Annotated in this window: 30 protein-coding genes; 6 read left to right on the top strand and 24 right to left on the bottom strand. The window is 64.7% G+C overall.

Going from position 1 to position 17224, the window contains the following annotated elements; all coding sequences use genetic code 11:
- Positions 1 to 21: 21 nt before the first annotated feature.
- The 6 genes from nifW to nifH all read right to left on the bottom strand — a co-directional run bounded on the left by nifW (position 22) and on the right by nifH (position 4834).
- On the bottom strand, positions 22 to 360 hold the full coding sequence (gene nifW / locus QW863_RS24070; protein WP_315713078.1) for a nitrogenase stabilizing/protective protein NifW: 339 nt from the start codon (positions 358 to 360) through the stop codon (positions 22 to 24).
- Positions 357 to 1148, bottom strand: coding sequence for a serine O-acetyltransferase (cysE, locus tag QW863_RS24075; protein WP_315713080.1), 792 nt, complete (start codon positions 1146 to 1148; stop codon positions 357 to 359). The genes nifW and cysE overlap by 4 nt, the downstream gene beginning before the upstream one ends.
- Before the next feature lie 2 nt (positions 1149 to 1150).
- Positions 1151 to 2290 (bottom strand): homocitrate synthase, encoded by a 1140-nt coding sequence (gene nifV / locus QW863_RS24080; protein WP_315768822.1) that lies wholly within the window; start codon positions 2288 to 2290, stop codon positions 1151 to 1153.
- Between the two features lie 326 nt (positions 2291 to 2616).
- Positions 2617 to 3111 (bottom strand): iron response transcriptional regulator IrrA, encoded by a 495-nt coding sequence (irrA, locus tag QW863_RS24085; protein WP_315713082.1) that lies wholly within the window; start codon positions 3109 to 3111, stop codon positions 2617 to 2619.
- A 17-nt stretch (positions 3112 to 3128) separates the two neighbouring features.
- The gene (locus tag QW863_RS24090) at positions 3129 to 3863 is read right to left on the bottom strand and encodes a nitrogen fixation protein NifQ (protein ID WP_315768824.1); all 735 of its coding nucleotides are present in this window, start codon (positions 3861 to 3863) and stop codon (positions 3129 to 3131) included.
- An 83-nt stretch (positions 3864 to 3946) separates the two neighbouring features.
- Entirely contained in the window at positions 3947 to 4834 is an 888-nt protein-coding gene (gene nifH / locus QW863_RS24095; RefSeq protein WP_315713086.1) for a nitrogenase iron protein, read from the bottom strand.
- Between the two features lie 419 nt (positions 4835 to 5253).
- Between nifH and QW863_RS24100 the strand changes: the two genes are divergently transcribed.
- Positions 5254 to 5685 carry a response regulator transcription factor gene (locus tag QW863_RS24100; RefSeq protein ID WP_315741025.1) on the top strand — a complete coding sequence of 144 codons (432 nt, stop codon included), beginning with the start codon at positions 5254 to 5256 and terminating at the stop codon, positions 5683 to 5685.
- Positions 5579 to 6106 carry an ArsC/Spx/MgsR family protein gene (locus QW863_RS24105; RefSeq protein WP_409977958.1) on the top strand — a complete coding sequence of 176 codons (528 nt, stop codon included), beginning with the start codon at positions 5579 to 5581 and terminating at the stop codon, positions 6104 to 6106. The genes QW863_RS24100 and QW863_RS24105 overlap by 107 nt, the downstream gene beginning before the upstream one ends.
- A gap of 19 nt (positions 6107 to 6125) precedes the next feature.
- Here QW863_RS24105 and QW863_RS24110 read toward each other — a convergent pair whose 3' ends face one another.
- From QW863_RS24110 to QW863_RS24120, 3 genes are read right to left on the bottom strand one after another with little or no spacing between them, the layout of a single operon-like run.
- Positions 6126 to 6488, bottom strand: a complete 363-nt coding sequence (locus QW863_RS24110; RefSeq protein WP_315768828.1) for a (2Fe-2S) ferredoxin domain-containing protein — start codon at positions 6486 to 6488, stop codon at positions 6126 to 6128.
- The gene (gene grxD / locus QW863_RS24115) at positions 6485 to 6814 is read right to left on the bottom strand and encodes a Grx4 family monothiol glutaredoxin (protein WP_315768829.1); all 330 of its coding nucleotides are present in this window, start codon (positions 6812 to 6814) and stop codon (positions 6485 to 6487) included. The genes QW863_RS24110 and grxD overlap by 4 nt, the downstream gene beginning before the upstream one ends.
- A 48-nt stretch (positions 6815 to 6862) precedes the next feature.
- On the bottom strand, positions 6863 to 7096 hold the full coding sequence (locus QW863_RS24120) for a BolA family transcriptional regulator (protein ID WP_315768831.1): 234 nt from the start codon (positions 7094 to 7096) through the stop codon (positions 6863 to 6865).
- A 272-nt stretch (positions 7097 to 7368) separates the two neighbouring features.
- Between QW863_RS24120 and QW863_RS24125 the strand changes: the two genes are divergently transcribed.
- The 4 genes from QW863_RS24125 to QW863_RS24140 all read left to right on the top strand — a co-directional run bounded on the left by QW863_RS24125 (position 7369) and on the right by QW863_RS24140 (position 9359).
- Positions 7369 to 7860, top strand: coding sequence for a hypothetical protein (locus QW863_RS24125; RefSeq protein WP_315768833.1), 492 nt, complete (start codon positions 7369 to 7371; stop codon positions 7858 to 7860).
- Positions 7861 to 7948: 88 nt separating this feature from the next.
- On the top strand, positions 7949 to 8311 hold the full coding sequence (locus QW863_RS24130) for an iron-sulfur cluster assembly protein (protein ID WP_315713640.1): 363 nt from the start codon (positions 7949 to 7951) through the stop codon (positions 8309 to 8311).
- 36 nt (positions 8312 to 8347) lie between these two features.
- Positions 8348 to 9106 carry a dienelactone hydrolase family protein gene (locus tag QW863_RS24135; RefSeq protein WP_315768835.1) on the top strand — a complete coding sequence of 253 codons (759 nt, stop codon included), beginning with the start codon at positions 8348 to 8350 and terminating at the stop codon, positions 9104 to 9106.
- A 10-nt stretch (positions 9107 to 9116) separates the two neighbouring features.
- A complete protein-coding gene (locus tag QW863_RS24140) occupies positions 9117 to 9359 on the top strand; it encodes a hypothetical protein (RefSeq protein WP_315768836.1) in 243 nt (80 codons plus the stop codon).
- A gap of 241 nt (positions 9360 to 9600) precedes the next feature.
- Here the strand turns inward: QW863_RS24140 and QW863_RS24145 are convergent, their stop codons facing one another.
- From QW863_RS24145 to nifB, 15 genes are read right to left on the bottom strand one after another with little or no spacing between them, the layout of a single operon-like run.
- On the bottom strand, positions 9601 to 10059 hold the full coding sequence (locus QW863_RS24145; RefSeq protein WP_315768837.1) for a group II truncated hemoglobin: 459 nt from the start codon (positions 10057 to 10059) through the stop codon (positions 9601 to 9603).
- Between the two features lie 16 nt (positions 10060 to 10075).
- On the bottom strand, positions 10076 to 10243 hold the full coding sequence (locus tag QW863_RS24150; RefSeq protein ID WP_315713107.1) for a hypothetical protein: 168 nt from the start codon (positions 10241 to 10243) through the stop codon (positions 10076 to 10078).
- Between the two features lie 12 nt (positions 10244 to 10255).
- Entirely contained in the window at positions 10256 to 10570 is a 315-nt protein-coding gene (locus QW863_RS24155; RefSeq protein ID WP_315768838.1) for a DUF6156 family protein, read from the bottom strand.
- A 13-nt stretch (positions 10571 to 10583) separates the two neighbouring features.
- The gene (locus tag QW863_RS24160) at positions 10584 to 10796 is read right to left on the bottom strand and encodes a hypothetical protein (RefSeq protein WP_315752854.1); all 213 of its coding nucleotides are present in this window, start codon (positions 10794 to 10796) and stop codon (positions 10584 to 10586) included.
- Positions 10797 to 10808: 12 nt separating this feature from the next.
- Complete coding sequence (locus tag QW863_RS24165) at positions 10809 to 11117, bottom strand: 2Fe-2S iron-sulfur cluster-binding protein (protein ID WP_315713113.1); 309 nt, start codon at positions 11115 to 11117, stop codon at positions 10809 to 10811.
- Between the two features lie 35 nt (positions 11118 to 11152).
- Positions 11153 to 12367 (bottom strand): DegT/DnrJ/EryC1/StrS family aminotransferase, encoded by a 1215-nt coding sequence (locus QW863_RS24170; RefSeq protein ID WP_315768840.1) that lies wholly within the window; start codon positions 12365 to 12367, stop codon positions 11153 to 11155.
- Positions 12368 to 12369: 2 nt separating this feature from the next.
- Positions 12370 to 12630 carry a hypothetical protein gene (locus tag QW863_RS24175; protein WP_315768842.1) on the bottom strand — a complete coding sequence of 87 codons (261 nt, stop codon included), beginning with the start codon at positions 12628 to 12630 and terminating at the stop codon, positions 12370 to 12372.
- A gap of 19 nt (positions 12631 to 12649) precedes the next feature.
- Entirely contained in the window at positions 12650 to 13006 is a 357-nt protein-coding gene (locus tag QW863_RS24180) for a DUF3024 domain-containing protein (protein ID WP_315713117.1), read from the bottom strand.
- A gap of 6 nt (positions 13007 to 13012) precedes the next feature.
- On the bottom strand, positions 13013 to 13261 hold the full coding sequence (locus QW863_RS24185) for a nitrogen fixation protein NifZ (protein ID WP_315752850.1): 249 nt from the start codon (positions 13259 to 13261) through the stop codon (positions 13013 to 13015).
- Positions 13258 to 13581 (bottom strand): nitrogen fixation protein NifZ, encoded by a 324-nt coding sequence (locus tag QW863_RS24190; protein WP_315768844.1) that lies wholly within the window; start codon positions 13579 to 13581, stop codon positions 13258 to 13260. The genes QW863_RS24185 and QW863_RS24190 overlap by 4 nt, the downstream gene beginning before the upstream one ends.
- Positions 13578 to 14351, bottom strand: a complete 774-nt coding sequence (locus tag QW863_RS24195; RefSeq protein ID WP_315768845.1) for a 4Fe4S-binding leucine-rich repeat protein — start codon at positions 14349 to 14351, stop codon at positions 13578 to 13580. The genes QW863_RS24190 and QW863_RS24195 overlap by 4 nt, the downstream gene beginning before the upstream one ends.
- Positions 14344 to 14877: a hypothetical protein gene (locus QW863_RS24200; RefSeq protein WP_315713124.1), complete on the bottom strand. Its 534-nt coding sequence runs from the start codon at positions 14875 to 14877 to the stop codon at positions 14344 to 14346. Before QW863_RS24200 ends, QW863_RS24195 begins: the two co-directional genes overlap by 8 nt.
- Before the next feature lie 11 nt (positions 14878 to 14888).
- On the bottom strand, positions 14889 to 15218 hold the full coding sequence (locus tag QW863_RS24205) for an iron-sulfur cluster assembly accessory protein (RefSeq protein WP_315713125.1): 330 nt from the start codon (positions 15216 to 15218) through the stop codon (positions 14889 to 14891).
- A gap of 11 nt (positions 15219 to 15229) precedes the next feature.
- The gene (locus tag QW863_RS24210) at positions 15230 to 15454 is read right to left on the bottom strand and encodes a YfhL family 4Fe-4S dicluster ferredoxin (RefSeq protein ID WP_006609676.1); all 225 of its coding nucleotides are present in this window, start codon (positions 15452 to 15454) and stop codon (positions 15230 to 15232) included.
- Positions 15455 to 15509: 55 nt separating this feature from the next.
- A complete protein-coding gene (gene nifB / locus QW863_RS24215) occupies positions 15510 to 17072 on the bottom strand; it encodes a nitrogenase cofactor biosynthesis protein NifB (RefSeq protein WP_315768848.1) in 1563 nt (520 codons plus the stop codon).
- Positions 17073 to 17224: the final 152 nt, after the last annotated feature.

A 17224-nucleotide genomic window follows, 5' to 3' on the forward strand; every position in this document is an offset into this window, starting at 1 on the left:
GAGCGATCGTCAGTTCATGCGCTACTTGAGCGTCGTCAGCGAAACGAACGGCTTTGGAGCCGGCTTCGGCGGCGCCACCGCCTCCTTGAGCACCTTGAACACCCGCTGATCGAGCGGCGTCGAGACGAGGAAGTCCTGATAGGCCTGCTCCAGGAACGATTTGCAGCGGGCTGCGACGTCCTCACTGGAAACGCCGGAGAAGTCCTCGCTGACGAGGTACTGCCCCATCCGGCGGAGGATATGCAGCCGACAGACGTTGAGCACCTTGGGATCGTAGTCGACACCGAGCAGCTTGAAGAACTCCTCGGCCGCGGAGGTCTTCTTCAGTTCGTCCAGAACGTTCGGCGTTGCCGCAGTCATTGCTTTGCTCCTTGACTCGAAATCGGATCAACCTCGCAGAAGGAGGTCGGCGCCGGAGCCGGCGGTCCCTGGCGTATCTTCTGCCTGATGTGGGCGAGCTGCGCTTCGAGGAACTCGATCCGGTCCAGCATCACGGAAAGGGCCTCACCGACCGGATCAGGCATCAGATGATGATCCAGATCGATCCGTCCGACAGTCCGCCGATGGGTGAACTCAGGCCGCACCACCTTGGCGGGGATCCCGACCACCGTGACGTCGGGCGGTGTGCTCTGGATGACGACGGAGTTGGCACCGACGCGGGTCCGCGGACCGATGGTGATCGGTCCGAGAATCTTGGCGCCGGCGCCGACGACGACACCGCTGTCCAGCGTCGGATGCCGCTTGCCTGGCGACCACGACGTACCGCCCAGGGTGACGCCGTGATACAACGTGACATCGTCGCCGACCTCCGCGGTCTCGCCGATCACGACGCAGGCGCCATGATCGATGAAGAAGCGGCGGCCGATTTCGGCGCCCGGATGAATGTCGACATTCGACAGGAAACGTCCGAGCCACGACAACAAGCGCGCCGGAAAACGCCAGCCGCGGATCCACAGCCGATGCGCCAGGCGGTGCCAGATCAGCGCGTGAATGCCGGGATAGGTCAGCAGTGTCTCGATTTCGCTGCGCGCCGCCGGATCGCGCGAGCGGACACACGCAATGTCCTCGCGGATCAGGCGAAGCAGCGAGGGCCGGCTCGCCTCGACGACGATCGGCTCTGCAATGGGGGTGTCGACGATGTCGCTCATGATCAGGCAAAGCTCGCCAGCGGGTGATCGCAGACTTCGCGCCAGATGGCCGCAACGGCCTCCTTCGGCACCGGTCCCTTGTGAGTGACGGCATGCCTGCGCACGCGCGCCAGGATGCGCTGGGCCTGGTCGACGCTCGCCGGCAGCCGCAAATCCGACAGCAGCGAGGTGATCGCCGACAGCCCGGAATGCTTCCCGATCACGATCCGATTGGAGCGGCCGAACAGTACCGGATCGAGCGCCTGGTAGGTGCGCTGATCCTTCAGCAGGCCGTCGACGTGAATGCCGGATTCATGGGTGAAGACGTGCTCGCCGACGATGGCCTTGTTGAGTGGAATGGCGCGTGCCGCGGCGGCCGCCACGACATTGGCGACGTGATCGAGTTCGGCCAGCACGATGCCGGTCTCGCGCCGGTAGAGCTGCCGCAGCGCGACCGCGACCTCTTCCAGCGGGGCATTGCCGGCACGCTCGCCGAGGCCGATCACGGTGACCGACGCATGGGTCGCGCCCGCCTTGACCGCCGCCAGCGTGTTGGCGGTGGCAAGACCGAGATCGTCATGGCCGTGAAACTCGATCTCCAGGTTCGTGGTCGCACGCAAGGCGCCGACCAGGGCTGACGTCGCGTCGGGATCGAGCACGCTCAGCGTATCGGCGACGCGGAAGCGTCGGGCACCGAGCGACTTCGCGGTCGCGATCACCTCGGCGAGAAAGCCGACATCGGCGCGCGACGAATCCTCACCGCCGACGGCAACGGCCAGTCCGCGGCTTCGCGCATAGCCGACCACGCGCTTGAGCAGCTCCAGCGCGGCGCTGCGGCTGCCGCCGAGCTTGGCGGCGATCTGCACGTCGGATGTCGGGATGGAGACATTCACCATCGAGACGCCGGCCGCGATCGCCGCATCGACATCCGCCTCGCGCATCCGGCACCAGCCGATGATGGTCGCGGGCAGACCGGCCTCGACGATCGCCCTGATCGCCGCGATCTCGTCGGCCCCCATCGCCGGCGTGCCGGCCTCGATCTCGGGAACGCCGGCACGGGCGAGCGCACGAGCGATCGCGACCTTCTCTCCGAGGGCGAAGGCGACGCCCGGCGCCTGTTCGCCGTCGCGGAGCGTGGTATCGTTGAGGATGACCCGGGGCATCGGGCTCCCCGAGGCTGTGCCCCCGTGGGCAGAGCCGGCATCTCGGGCATTCCTAGACCCGCGCTGTCCGGAGACGTCTGGCATTCACTCGCTCCGTCGCAACCTGTGTGCGGCCGCCAGAAGCACGACGCTCCGTTGCGGCCTGCCATTCACTCAGCAACGGCCATGCCACCGCCGGACACCACGCCAACCAATTGAATATCTGATTGTTTTTCCAACGCCCCGAATTGTCGGATTCGTAACAGCGTCGGACATCGAACGTCGAACGTCGACGCAGAGAGACATGCCCGCGCAGCGCCTGGACCGCGTGGCGACCTGCGCTGCCGTCAGGCGTGACGCCTGCGGCGCAGATGAATGACGATGTCGATCCGCTCCATGCCATAACCCGGCAGCGGCTCGGGCATCTGCTCGAACGCGACCTGTCCGGGCACATCGACGAGCGCGCCTTCGTCCTCGTAGAAGAAGTGCGGGTGCACGGTCGTATTGGTGTCGAAGAACGATTTCGAGCCGTCCACGCCAATTTGGCGCAGCAGGCCCAGCTCCACGAACTGGTTGAGCGTGTTGTAGATGGTGGCCTGCGAGATCTTCATGCCCGAAGCAACGGCTGCGGCATAGAGCGCGTCGGCGGTGATGTGGCGGTCACCGCCGCCGAACAGAATCCGGCTCAGTTGCTGACGCTGCTGGGTGGGGCGCAACCCGGCCCGGCGCAGCGCGTCCTCGCATCGACGCATCAGGATCTCGCCAGCTTCGCAGGTCTCCGCCTGAGGACAACGTCCGCCGTCGGAGTTGCACGGGGATCCAAGCTGGCTGTCCATCAACATCATCACGGTCCTCGAACTCACATCGCGGCGCCCGCCGCCTCCCGCAGCGCCACCTCGCGCCGCCGTTCGGCCATCCGGCTCTCGCCGCTCTCCTCCCCGAAGCAGAGCTGGAAGTCGTTGCACTGGGTACAGACCGGCGTCGTGCACATCACGAAGCCATCATCCTCGCACAGCATGCGGTAGAAGAAGCGCTTCCAGCGCATGTTGCTGGTGTTGCGGCTCGCCAGCGGCGCGAAGTGACGCATCAGCAGGCGCGACAATTCGGAGCGCTCGCGCAGGCCCAGGTCTTCCCAGAGATGGTTGGGCTCCATCGCGCGACGCGCCACCATGGCCGCGAGCCAGCGGCCGACCTCGCCGTCCGTGGAGCGCTGCGCGGCGAGCAGATCGCGCACCATCGTGATTTCGTCCTCGTCCGGCGCGGCCACGGCCCCGGTGATCGGCAGCCATGAGGAGTCGATCGAGGCTGCCGGAAACAACTGCGCCAGCAGTGCGATCAGTTCGACGGTCGAAAGCCCCGCGCGCTCCGCCAGCGCGCCATGCTCCATCGCTGAAACGGCGAGAACCGATGCGATGACGTGACGATCGAAACCGATGTCACTGTCGATCAGCGCCTCGTCGGGATCGACGCCGGTCAGCAGGCGGTAAATCTGGCGGCCGTGATGCGGCGCGTTCTCTTCGCAGGAGCCGTTGCGCGGCGACGGTTGCAGGCCGGCAGCGACGGACTCCGAGACGCCCACGATTGCGATGGTCATAGCTTGATCCCCTGCCGCGCGCCGACGGGACATGCGATGAGGTACCGGCCTTCCGACGGGAGGAAGGCCGGTACCAAGACTGCTTAAGCCGTTGCGGCGAGTTCGGCGGCAGTCTTTCCGATCTGGGTTTCGTCGACGGCCTTCATGATGCCGTGCTCCATCAGCATGTCCTCGAGCTCGTCCATCGTGATCGGGGTCGGGATGATGCCCTTGCCGCCGTTGTTGTGGATCTTCTGCGCCAGCGAGCGGTAGTGCCCGGCCTGGACCGAATCCGGCGCATATTCCAGCACGGTCATGCGGCGCAGCTCGGCGTGCTGCACGATGTTGTCGCGCGGCACGAAGTAGATCAGCTGGGTGCCGAGCTTCTTGGCGAGAGCCTCCGCCAGCTCCAGCTCCTTGTCGGTCTGACGCTCGTTGCAGACCAGGCCGCCCAGGCGCACGCCGCCGGAATTCGCATATTTCAGGATGCCCTTGGAGATGTTGTTGGCGGCATACATCGCCATCATCTCGCCGGACATCACGATGTAGATCTCCTGCGCCTTGTTCTCGCGGATCGGCATCGCGAAGCCGCCGCACACGACGTCGCCGAGCACGTCGTAGGACACGTAGTCGATGTCCTCGTAGGCGCCGTTCTCCTCCAGGAAGTTGATCGAGGTGATGACGCCGCGGCCGGCGCAGCCGACGCCCGGCTCCGGACCGCCGGACTCGACGCAGCGGATGTCGCGATAGCCGACCTTCATGACCTCCTCGATCTCGAGGTCCTCGACGCTGCCCGCGGCAGCGGCCAGGCTCAGGATCGTGTCCTGCGCCTTGGCGTGCAGGATCAGGCGGGTCGAATCCGCCTTGGGGTCGCAGCCGACGATCAGGATCCGATGACCCATCTCGGCGAGCGCCGCGAGCGTGTTCTGCGACGTCGTCGATTTGCCGATGCCGCCCTTGCCGTAGAATGCGATTTGTCGAAGTGATGACATTCTGCTCTCCATCAACCGATTGCCAATGTCGCGCCCGCGCTGCTCGCGAGGCGTGACCGCGTCCTCTGTGTGTCCGAACCGGCAGACGGGTTGTTGGGAAGGAGAGCATCGCTCGTCCGGAGCGTCGGCGTGCACTCAGCCCTCAACCATTGCCTGAACCCGGTTTTGCAACGGCTGTGCCAGCACGCGCACAGGGCCAAAACGATCATGTTTTAAAGGAGATGCGGAGCAATCCGGGCGCGATTGCGAGTTGTTGCAAACCCGACATCGGAATGCTTCGCAAGATGCGACGACGCGCGGCGCTGTCCGAAACGACACAACAGCGGTAGCTTTTCAGCCGGGCGGTGCCCGGAACGAGATTTGCTAGATCCCCTCTGCAGCCCTGCGGCACAGACGCTGACAACGTTGAGGAGGATGCAATGCAGATCGGAGTGGAGACGGCCAAGGCAGTGGACCAGCGGCGCGTGTTCGTGATCGACGACGACGAGATCACGCGCGCGGCCCTGCAGTTCATGTTGCACGATGAAATCGAGACCCACGAATTGGCGACGCCGGAGGAGGCGTACGAGAAGGGCGTCGACTGGCTGGCACCGAACGTGGTGCTGCTCGGGGTTTCCTTCCTGAAGCAACGCGGCCCCGAGCTCGTCCGCGAGATCCTGGCGAAGTTCAAGGGCGTGCGCATTCTGATCGTGACCGCCAAGGCCGACGAGGCGATCGCGATCGAAGGTCTCAAGGCCGGCGCGCATGGCGCCGTGGTCAAGCCGCTCACGATCGAGTCGGTGCGCAAGAAGGTCGACACCATTCTCGGCCGCGCCGGCGGTGCGCAGCTGGTCCAGCTCGGCGGTGCCTGACGTGACGACCGTCGTCTTCTACGAGAAGCCGGGCTGCGGCACCAACGCCCGGCAGAAGCTGATGCTGACGCGCGCCGGCCACGATGTCATCGCCAGGAATCTCTTGACCGAGCCCTGGACCGGCGAGCAGCTGCGGGCGTATTTCGCCGGGACCCCCGTCTGGAGCTGGTTCAATCCGGCCTCGCCGCGCGTGAGATCGGGAGAGATCGAGCCAGAGACGATCGAAGCCGTCGCGGCCATCGACCTGATGCTCGAGGATCCGCTGCTGATCCGCCGGCCATTGATCGAAGCCGGCGGCCGGTGCTGCGCCGGCTTCGATCGTGAACCCGTCATCTCGCTGCTTCGGCAGAGCGACGGTCTGGAGGATGTCCAGGGCTGCACGCGTCCGGAGAGGTCGACACCTTGTCCGGAGCCGCGTTGAGCGGCTCCGTTCTGCAAGCTCAGCGCTTCAACACCATGACCAGGCGATCGACACGCTTGCCCTGCTTGAAGTGGGATTCGACGATCTCGTCGATATCCTCCGGCCTGGTCGGCCGATACCAGACGCCGTCCGGATAGACCACCATCATCGGTCCGGCGCTGCAGAAGCCGAAGCAGCCCGCGGCGGTGACGCCGATGTCCGTCAGCCGCTGCGCCTCGATGGTCTTGGTCAGCCGGTCCCACAGCGGCTGCACGCCGAGCGCGCCGCAGCTGCCGCGCGGATGTCCGGGCGGACGCTGCGTCAGGCAGACGAAGGCGTGATATTTGTAGAGCTGCGGAATCTCGAATGAATCATCCGCCTCGGCGACATCGACATCGCTCATGACACAGGCGCCTTGATGCCCTTGTCGGCGAGCAGGGTCGCGAGCTCACCGGCCTGGAACATCTCGCGCACGATGTCGCAGCCGCCGACGAATTCGCCCTTCACATAAAGCTGCGGAATGGTCGGCCAGTTGGAGAACTCCTTGATGCCCTCGCGAATGAAGGGATCGGCGAGCACGTTGACGCTCTCGTACGCCACGTCCAGCTTGGCCAGGATCTGCGTCACCGCGGCGGAGAAGCCGCATTGCGGCGCCGCCGGCACGCCCTTCATGAACAGCACGACATCATTGCCGTCGATCAGCTTCTGAATGCGTTCGGATGTCGACATAGACTGGATCCTTTCCCTGAATGCGACCGATCAGCCGGATCGCAACGATCACTTCGGCAATGACGTCTCGAGCGCCAGCGCATGCAGCACGCCGCCCATCTGGCCCTTGAGAGCCGAATAGACCATCTGATGCTGTTGCACCCGGCTCTTCCCGGCGAACGCCTGCGAGGTGACGCGCGCCGAATAATGGTCGCCATCGCCCGCCAGATCCTCGATCAGGACGACGGCATCCGGGAACGCCTCCTTGATCAGACGCTCGATATCCGTTGCTGCCATCGCCATCGCTGCCACTCCCGCTGGATTGATGAAGGCCTCATGCAAGCTCCGAACCAGTCATTTGCTCGCCGCGATCGCCGTCTCGTCTGCATCTGACGACGCGTCCACGCCAAATCGCCAAGCGTTGCGTCGTCTTTGCGACATCGGCCTCGGCGCGGCGAAGAGGTGGCGTTCAAAATCCAACATCGGCCCGCTCTTCCGCCCGCCTCGTGCCGGCTCCGGCGCTGCTGCGCCCGCGCGAAAACGGTCCGCGTCTTGCAGTGATTTGATCGAGGTCAATGCAGATGCTCGAACTCGTCAGCGAACCCGACACGATCAACTTCGGCGATCTGCCGCAAGAGGTCGATGCGCTGTTGCAACAGGGCGTGGCGGCGTATCGCCGCGACCACGCGCAGGCGGATCGGCTGTTTCGCCAGGCGCTGGCGACCGCTCCGCAGCAGCTTCCGACCTACTTCTGTCTGTACAAGATTCACACCTATCAAGGCCATCTCGACGAGGCAGAGGCGGTCGCCGAGCTGGGCCTTGCCGAAGCGGCGCGCCAGGCCGGCTGGCCACGGGATTGGCGGCACTGGACGCCGCATGATCCGCTGCCGGATGGCGCTGGCCGCTTCGCGCTCTACACGCTGAAGGCCCTCGCCTTCATCCATCTGCGCAAGACTGATTCCGACGGAGCAGCCGAAATGCTCGCGGCGCTGCGGCGACTCGATCCCACCGGCGCCGTCGGATGGCCGGTCGTCGCCGCGCTGGCCGAGGGGCTCGGTTCGGAATGAGGCGACGCCATGCATGAGCGAAACATGACTCGAATTCCAACGACCATCCCCCGGTGCGAACCAGGATCATGAGAGGAACCAACGCATGATGACCATGCACGCCCCGCCCCCTCCTTCCCCGGCGCAGAACGCCGTAGCGACCGGCTCCCAGAGTGCAGCCGAGAGCGTGATTGCAGCGTTGCGAACGGTCTATGACCCGGAGATTCCGGTGAACGTCTACGATCTCGGGCTGGTCTATCGGATCGCGCACGAGGGCGGCGGCGCGGTCGAGATCGACATGACCTTGACGGCGCCCGGCTGTCCGGTCGCAAGCGAGATCGTCCGAATGGTGGAGGACGCCGTACAGGCCGTCGACGGTGTGGTGTCGGTCAGGGTCACCCTTGTCTTCGAGCCGCCATGGGACAAGTCGCGCATGTCCGAAGAGACCGCCCTGGAGCTGGGTTTGTTGTAACGCGCGCCAACCGCGCAAGGGGAGCAGGAGCATCACATGCCTACAGCGAGCACGATCAAGCTGACCGCCAGCGACGGCCATACCTTTCAGGCGTTTCGTGCCGATCCCGCCGACGCGCCGAAGGGGGCGATCGTCGTCCTGCCGGACGGCGCCGACGCTGCCGGCAAGCTACGCAAGGTCGCCGATACTTTCGCCGCGAGCGGCTATGTCGTGATTGCGCCGGAGCTGTCGCCTCCCGCGGAGATCGAAGCGGCAACGGAGGGCGAGCCGGCCGAGAGCGTGCCGGATCCGGCAGCACCGCTGCTCGCCGAGATCCAGTCAACGGTCGACAGCGTCAAGGACTGCGGCAAGGTGGCGGTGGTCGGCTTTGGCGCCGGCGGCGGTCTAGCCTATGACGCCGCCAACCGCGTCTCCGGTGTGGCCTGTGCGGTGAGCTACTACGCGACCGGTGTCGTCAACGCGGCCGGCGCCAAGCGCAGGATTCCGACGCTGCTCCATTTCGGCGAGGCCGACATCGTCGTGCCGTTCGCGGAGGTGACCACGTTCCGCGCCTATCATCCCGAGGTCAGCGCGTTCTCCTATCCGAATGCCGCGCATGCGTTCGACGGTGACGGCGAGACCTATGATGAATCTGCAGCTGCGCTGGCACATGACCGGACCCTGGCGTGGATCTCGCAATATGTCGTCGGGCAGCCGCCGATCACGCTGAAGAACGCCGGCGCCTATGCGCTCGCCAAGACCGACAAGAAAAAGAAGAAGAAAGCCGACGACGACATGGGACCGCCGATGGAGTGAGAGCGCCGCGATGCTGCCGACCACCATCCTGATCGACGAGCGGCCACGTTGCGTCGTGCGCCCCAACGACACCAAGGATCTCAACCGCTTCATCCGCAACGGCAAGCCTTTCCTGCTCGCCGAGGTGCCGGACGGCAGAATCACGCATCGCAATGCCAGCGAGGTCGAGATGATGCAATGGCAGACCGCCCTGGCGCTACACCGCGCCTGGGGCGGCGACGACGAGACCTTCTTCGGCGTGCCGTTGTATTAGCTGGATTGCGTAAGGTGGGCAAAGGCGCCACGGACGGCAGTGAATTGCACCGTCGGAAGATCGCCGTGCCCACCTTTCTGGCCCATGTTGCAGGCGAGACCGCCGGTGGGCGCGTTTCGCTTGGTCCAGCCTACGCGTCACGTCCTTTCCGTCCTTGCGAGCGCGAAGCAATCCAGGGTAAGGCGGGCGACTCTGGATTGCTTCGTCGCCTTCGTCTCCTCGTAATGACGTCACCGCAGGCTCACGGCCGCGCGGCCCGAGCATCGTGCGGGTTGCCGGCCTGGTTGCGCATCCAGTCGGCGAGCTTGGTCATGGCGGCGTCGACATCCTGACGGGCCTTGACGTCGCTGACAGTCTCCTCGAGCGCGCCGCGCATGCACAGCAGCCAGGCGTCGCGCTCGGCATTGCCGATGGCAAAGCCCATGTGACGCTGGCGCAGCCGCGGATGGCCCTTCTCTGGCGAGTACAGCTTGGGGCCGCCCAGCCATTCGGAGAGATAGCGCTTCAGGATGTGCTTGATCGGCCCGAGATTGCGGCCGTGCATGTCGCGGATGCCCTTGGCCTCCGGCAGCGTATCCATTCGGTGGTAGAAGGATTCGACGAGACGGTCCACGACAACCGCTCCGCCGATTCGCTCATAGGGGGTCGCGACCGGCCCTGCGTCCGGAGTTCCAGTCTCTGAAGTCCCAGCGTCCGCCATCCGACCAGTCCGCCCTCTACTCATCCAAGCTCGGCTGCAGGATCACCTCGGCCGGGGCGCCCGGGCCCTGCTCGTCCACAAGCTCCAGCGTATCGACACGCGACAATCCACCGCCGCTGTCCATCAGCACGATAGCGTCCTTCGGCATGCTGGCAAGAGCCTCGATCAGCTTGGCGACGGTCACGGGGCCTCCTTCTTAAGCGTCTCGCCCGGCGACGGGTGCGCCGGTCTCGTCGAAATTCAGCGTCGCCGGCTCCTCGTCCAGCATCACGATCTCGGCCCGCCTCAACGCCCCGCTGGCATGGTAGCTGTAGCTGTGCGTGAGCTCGATCTCGCCATAGACGATCTTTTCGAATCCGGTCAGCACGCCCGCGGCATCGAAATAGCCGCGGATGAACGTGTTGCGGTTCGACAGCTGCTCCGGCGCAATCGCAGTCACGAGCCGCAGCGGCAGCTTGACGCCCGTGTAGGAGACGAAGAATCGGCACGCCTGTCCCGCATCGGTGCTCATGCTGCCGACCGCGTCACGAGACAGCCGCGGTCTTCAGGGCCTCGATCTGCTCACGAGCCACCTTGAACACGCCGCGGCCGCCGGCGAAGGTCTGATAGGCCTTCATGCCGATGGCCTCGCTGAGCTTGTCGAACCACTGCTGCGGCGTCAGCTCGACCGGCCGCTCGCTGATCTCGGCGACCGTGCCATCATTGGCAAAGCGGACATGAAGCGTCAATTTGTCCATGTGATCCTCCTGTTACAGGCCCGAGCCGAAGCCCAGGAGTTCGATCTTGACGTTCTCGGTGCCAAGAATGGTCGCCTGACAGGCGAGGCGAGACTTCGAGCCGACGCCGACGATGGTGTCGAGCTTCTCGTTCTCCAGCTTGGTGACCTTCGACACGCCCTTGCGTCCCTCCTGCAGGAAGATGTGGCAGGAACCGCACTTTGCCTGGCCCTCGCATTTATGCTGGATCTCGACCTCGGCGCCGAGCAGCGCTGCCAGAATGGTGGTGCCCTCGCCCACCTCGATCGTCTTACCGGAGGGCATTACCGTCAATGTCGCCACTTGGATTCTCCTTTTCGGTTTGAACTTAGAACTTCTCAGTAGATCGCGGCGCCCGCCCCGACATTGACCGAGGCGTCCTTCATCGTCGCAACGATGAAGGCGATCTGATCCCTGGTGAGATGCACGTGGAATGGCAGGGCCACCACACGATCGGCGACCTTCTCGGTCACGAGATAATCGCCTCGGCGATATCCCATGTCGAAATAATGCCGCTGCAGATGCAGGGGATTCGAATAGGCCACGGCCTCGACCTGTTCGACCCTGAGATCCTCGACGATCGAATCCCGGCTCGACTTCGAGAACCGCGTGCCCAGATGCACCTGGTAGAGAAACCAGTTCACCTCGGTGACATCGGGCCCGACATAGGGGTCCTTGATGCCCTCGAACGACTGCACCTCGCTGTAATAGATCTGCTCGATCAGCTTGCGCCGCTCGAGGATCTCGTCGATCCGCCGCAATTGCGCCAACCCGAGCGCGGCGGTCACGTCGCTCATCACCGCCTGGTGCGACGCGCTGCTGCTGACCACGACCGATGCGCGCTCGTCGAGCCGGTGCGAACGGTGCCGACGCACGGCCACCGCGATGTCGACGTCGTCGGTGACGACCATGCCACCCTCACCACAGGTGAGCGCGAAAGGCTGCGAGAAATCGAACACCGCGGCCGTACCGAATGTGCCGACCAGCGCCCCCCTGTATTTCGAGCCGATGGCCTCGGTCGAATCCTCGATGACAGGCAGATTGCGGGTCTTCGCGATCGCCTGCAGCTCCGACCATTTGGCCGGATGGCCGTTGGTGTTGCCGGCCAGGATCGCCTTTGTCCGCTCCGTGATGCGCGCCTCGATCTTGCTTGGCGCCAGCGTGCCCGAGTAGTAATCTATATCCGCAAACACCGGCTTGGCGCCGACGATGCTGATGGCATGCGCGATCTCGCGGAACGAATACGACGACGTGATTACCTCGTCGCCCGACCCGATGCCCATCGCTTTCAGGACCAGCACCAGGCCAAGCGTTCCGCTCGGGACGGCAATGGCGTATCTGCGCCCGAGATAGCTTGCGAATGCCGCCTCGAACTCCTCGACCAGCGGACCGCAGGACAGCCGCGGCGAGCGCAGCGCGGCGTCCACGGCAGCAATCTCCGCCGTGGTAATGTCGGGATCAGAGAGCGGAATGAAGCTCGCCTCGACCGGCGTAAGCTCCGCTTCATCCTGCTCCTGCCGATCGGCGTCATGCACCAGATAGGGCTTGGTCATGCTCAGCTCCGCTTGGCCAGGATCAGGCCGGTGGCTTTGGCAAGGTCATCGGTCACACCCGCGCAGTGGTCGCTGGCGTCGAGCAGATGCAGGTCGAATGCCGGATAGCTGCGGAACGGCGCTTCCGTGACATCAGACGCGTCACAACGTGTCAGTACCAGCTTTGGAAAGCGGCGGCGCAGCTCGCCGAACGCCGCGCTGCCGGCGTCGGGTCGCTCGAGGACCAGCGCGATCTCATTCAATTCCTGTTCGGCCAATGCCATGTCACCCGTCCTCTTCGCTCTACTGCCAGAAGATCCGCTCAGGGTCCGCGTTCAGCTCGTCGACCGCCGCGGTCAACCGCCGATGCAGACTATGCAGCTCCCACGTCCCCTGCGCGTGATCTCTCCAGAACAGCTTCCACATCGCATTCGCGGGATCATGGCGCAGCAGCGCGACGTCGATCACCCCGCCGTCCTTGTCGATGTTGCGCGAGCAGCAAGGACTGCGGACGTGATAACCCTCGTCGACCGGCGACACTGTCGGCTCGACATAGCGGTAGCGCTTGCGTGACTTCAGCGCGCGCGCGATCCGCTTGCGATCCAACTCATTGGGATGTGCGGGCAGGACAAAGCTGGGCTTGAGCGCGGTTGCGGCCATCGTGGATCATCGCACCTCAACCGGGACGATCTCCTCTTCGAGACAACCCACGACGAGCTGCTCGCCGAACTCGACGAGATAGATCGGCATGTTCGCTTCCGTGTGGGTGCCGACCTGCACGATCTCACCCATATCGCCGACGCCAACGAGCTTGGCCTCGGCCGGCGCGTTCGGGAACGAGCCGTCATTGACGAGGTCGATCAGCGCCTTGACACGCTGACCCCATTGATATTTCGGCAGTCGTGGCTCGATCATGATCTGTACGCTCTCGGCAGGGGCAACTCGTCGTCGGCCTCCCCGCGGGGGACGGTCGATTCGAGCTCCTTGCGCTTCATGCCGACGCGGTTTCCGCTTTCGAGAAACTCGACGCCGTAGATGTAGAACTGCTGCAGGAAGGTTCCGATCGAGACGACGTAGCCGATCTCGCCCTTCTTCGCGAGGATCTCGCCGATTTCCTTGCCTGCATAAGTGCCGTCGTTGCGGATCGTGCGCTTGGCCTTGACCTTCTCGCCGAACGTGAAGTACGGCGGCGCCGACAACTCCACGACCTCGCTGTCACGAACGATGTTGCTCATGCCGGTTTCTCCATGGCAGCTCCGAAGTGGTTCGCGAGCCGGTCGCGCGCCATCTCCTGCACCAGCGGATCCTCGTCGCGGGTCAACTCGGTGAGCTCGCTGAGCGCGATCCGGCTCGCAACCTCGTGACGCACCCGCCAGTCGGCGTCCTTGCGCATCGCGGTGAGGAGATCAGGCGCGAGGCGCTCGGCGATCTCGAGCCGCACCCGTGGATCGGGGTCGCTGATCATGCCGAGCAGCCAGTCGCTCGGGATGCGCCGCGCGACGACGCGACGGACCTCGGCCTCCGGGTCCCCCATCATCCGGCCCAGCACGGACGGTACGATGCGGCGCGCCACGACGAGACGGACGTAATAGTCGTCGTCGATCATCATCGGCATCAGGTCCTCCGGATCGAGCACCGTCGCGATTCGAATGCGGACCTCGCGATGCGGATCATGGCGCAGCCGCAACACCAGCCGCTTCGGCAGCCGCCGCGCTGCGTTCCAGCGCACGGTCTCCTCGGGATCATCGAGCAGCGGAGGCAGAAAGAACGGGCTGGCATGCTTCGCCGCGATCGCGCGCACCTCGAAATGCGGATGCTTGACGTAGCCGTTGGCGAGCGCCGGATTCCAGTTGAAGAAGCGGTCGATGCGCCGGGCGTAGCGGTCGTGCACGCAGGCGTGCCGAAGGCGACAGCCGCCGGATGCGTTGAGCTGCGCGTGTTCGCAGCCCGCACAACTGATCTCGTTGCCCTGCCAGTCGATGGCCTCGTCGATGTCGTCATTCATCGTCGAGCTCCACCCGGTCGACCACCTCGAGCAGGACGCGTGCGCCGATCTTGTCGCTGGGATCGAGCTCGAGCAGCTTTTGCACCGCGAGCCGTCCCTCGACGAGATTGCCGAGGCGCATCTGCAAATAGGCGTATCCCTTCAAGGTGAACATGAAGAAACGCGGCAGCATGTTGTCATAACTGCCGAACTCGGCATGACCGGCGCGAACGTCGCGCCAGTGCGGCGGCAAGCAGTTTTCGGCGGCCGCCTTGGCGAGGCACCGCTTGGCGATGCGCAGCGCGTCGGCGAGCCGTCCCTTGTAGAAATAGAACCGGTAGAAGCCGATCAGGACCGCCGCATGCCCAGGCGCCAGCGCTTCCGCCTCTTTCAGATGCGCCTCCGCAACCTCGTCGAGATGATAGCTCTGGCCCGCCTGCCACAGATGATACTCGGCCTCCTCCGGCAGGCCGCCGCCGAGCAGCGCGTCGGCGAGCAACGCGTCCTCGATGGCGGTCTGAGAGCTGGGCCGGGCATCGGTGGGCATGGCGAGCTGTCCTAGTGCTCCAGCGCCTTCAAGGCGTGGGTCGAGCACGAAACCTGCTTCGGATCGTGAAACACGAGGCCGGTCTGCGTCGCAGTATCCGCGAAGTCGATGGTCACACCGTCGAGCAGCAAGCGGCTTTCCGCCGGCAGAAACAGCCTGACACCGTCGCGCTCGACCACGGCATCACCGGGCTGCGGCGTGGCGAGCACGCTGATATCGGCCGCAAGGCCGGAGCAGCCGCCGGGCGACACCGCGAGACGGAAGCCGGAGCCCGCGGTACCGTCGGTTCGAAGCATCATTCGCATGAATTTCTGCGCGGCTGGCGTGAGGGTGAAATTCATCTCGGTCTCCCTCAAGCCGGCGGCTGGTAGCGCGGGAACGAATTGTCGATCACGCAGGTGTTGTCGACCGGGCAGACCGCCGCGCATTGCGGCTCGTCGAAATGGCCGATGCACTCGGTGCACTTCTTCGGATCGATCACGAAGGTGCCGTTCTTCTCCGAGATCGCCACGTTCGGACATTCGGGTTCACAGGCCGAGCAGCTCGTGCACTGCGAGGCAATGATCTTCAAGGTCATCAAAGGCTCCTGTCGAAGGGACCCGGCGACGCAACAGCGTCGCCGGGGTCTGGTGTCACGCCGCCGAAATCAGGGCGCCCTGGCGAATTTCGGCGTCACCGCGCACGACGTGCTGGATTTCGCCGCTGTTCACCTTGTCGAGGTAGCTCTTGAACCAGGCGATCGCGGACTTTTCGATGAACTCGTGCGCGAACTGATCGACCGGCTCGATGCCCGCGGCCTGCAGGTCGCTCTTCGGGCAGCCGCCGATCTTGGCCACGAACACCGCATGGCAGTCGTTGATGGCGCGGATGACGGTCTCCAGGCTGTCCTCGTCGCCATAGCCGCCCTGGCAGTACAGGTCGACGCGGCGATGACCGACGAACTTGGCACCGGCGGTGGAGAGCTCGTAGACCTGGAACTCCTTGGCGTGGCCGAAATGCTCGTTGATCAGGCCCGAGCCCTTGGTCGCGACCGCGATCAAGAGCTTGATGTCGCTCGACTGGCCGGCGAGCGAGGCGAGCTCCTCCTGCTTCGCCACGACCTTGGCGACACGCTCCTGCTCGACCGCCTCCTGATAGGCCTTGCGACTGTCGATATCGTAGTTCACCTCCATCGCCATGATCTTGTCGGTGGTGAATTCGGCCGAGCGATCCTCACCGAGCAGGCCCACGGCGTCCGCGCGGCACTGGCGGCAATGCCGCATCATGTTCATCTCGCCTTCGCACTCGTCCTGCAGCGCCTTCAGCTCCTGCGCGGTCGGACCGCGCTGGCCGGTCAGACCGAACACGGTGCCGTGCTCCGGCGAGGAGATCAGCGGCATGATGTTGTGCAGGAAGGCGCCACGCGACTTCACCGCCTTGTTGACCTCGACGAGGTGCTTGTCGTTGACGCCGGGGATCATCACCGAGTTGACCTTGCAGAGGATACCGCGCTCGGTCAGCATCTCCAGGCCCTGGAGCTGGCGATCGGTGAGCAGCTTCGCCGCCTCGACGCCGGTGTAGCGCTTGTGCTTCCAGAATACCCAAGGGTAGATCTTGGCGCCGATCTCGGGATCGACCATGTTGATGGTGATCGTGACGTGGTCGACGTTGAAGCCGGCGATGGTGTCGACATGGTCGGGCAGCGCGAGGCCGTTGGTCGACAGGCACAGCTTGATGTCGGGCGCGGTGCGCGCGATCAGCTCGAAGGTCTTGAAGGTCTTCTCGGGGTTGGCGAGCGGATCGCCGGGGCCGGCGATGCCCAGCACGGTCATCTGCGGAATGGTCGAGGCGACGGCGAGCACCTTCTTGGCGGCCTGCTCCGGCGTCAGCTTCTCGCTGACCACGCCCGGACGCGACTCGTTGGCGCAGTCATATTTGCGGTTGCAGTAGTTGCACTGGATGTTGCAGGCGGGCGCGACGGCGACGTGCATGCGCGCGTAGTGATGATGCGCCTCCTCGCTGTAGCAGGGATGGTTCTTCACCTTCTCCCAGATCTCCGGCGGCAGGTCGTTCTCGCCGGCGCCCGAGCCGCAGCTCGCCTTGCCGCTGCCGCCCGAGGTGCCGCAACCCTTGTGTTCCGCGATGGTCTGCATCACCGAGCTCAGCTTGTCGCCGTCCGGTATCGTCGCCTGTTCGTGCTGCACTGACGCGTCCATGTCCGCTCCTTAACGTTGCTGGCGAGCCGCAAACCGCCTTGGGCTAGGGTTCAGCAACTCGCGTGCCACGCCGCGGACAAGATCATTTCGTCAGACTATCAACGCCTTAGCCAAATCATCGCGCCTGTCGCCTTGCCAACATGCGAAAGGCT

Origin of the sequence: Bradyrhizobium sp. SZCCHNR1017 (genome assembly GCF_032381375.1) — a bacterium.
Lineage (GTDB): Bacteria > Pseudomonadota > Alphaproteobacteria > Rhizobiales > Xanthobacteraceae > Bradyrhizobium.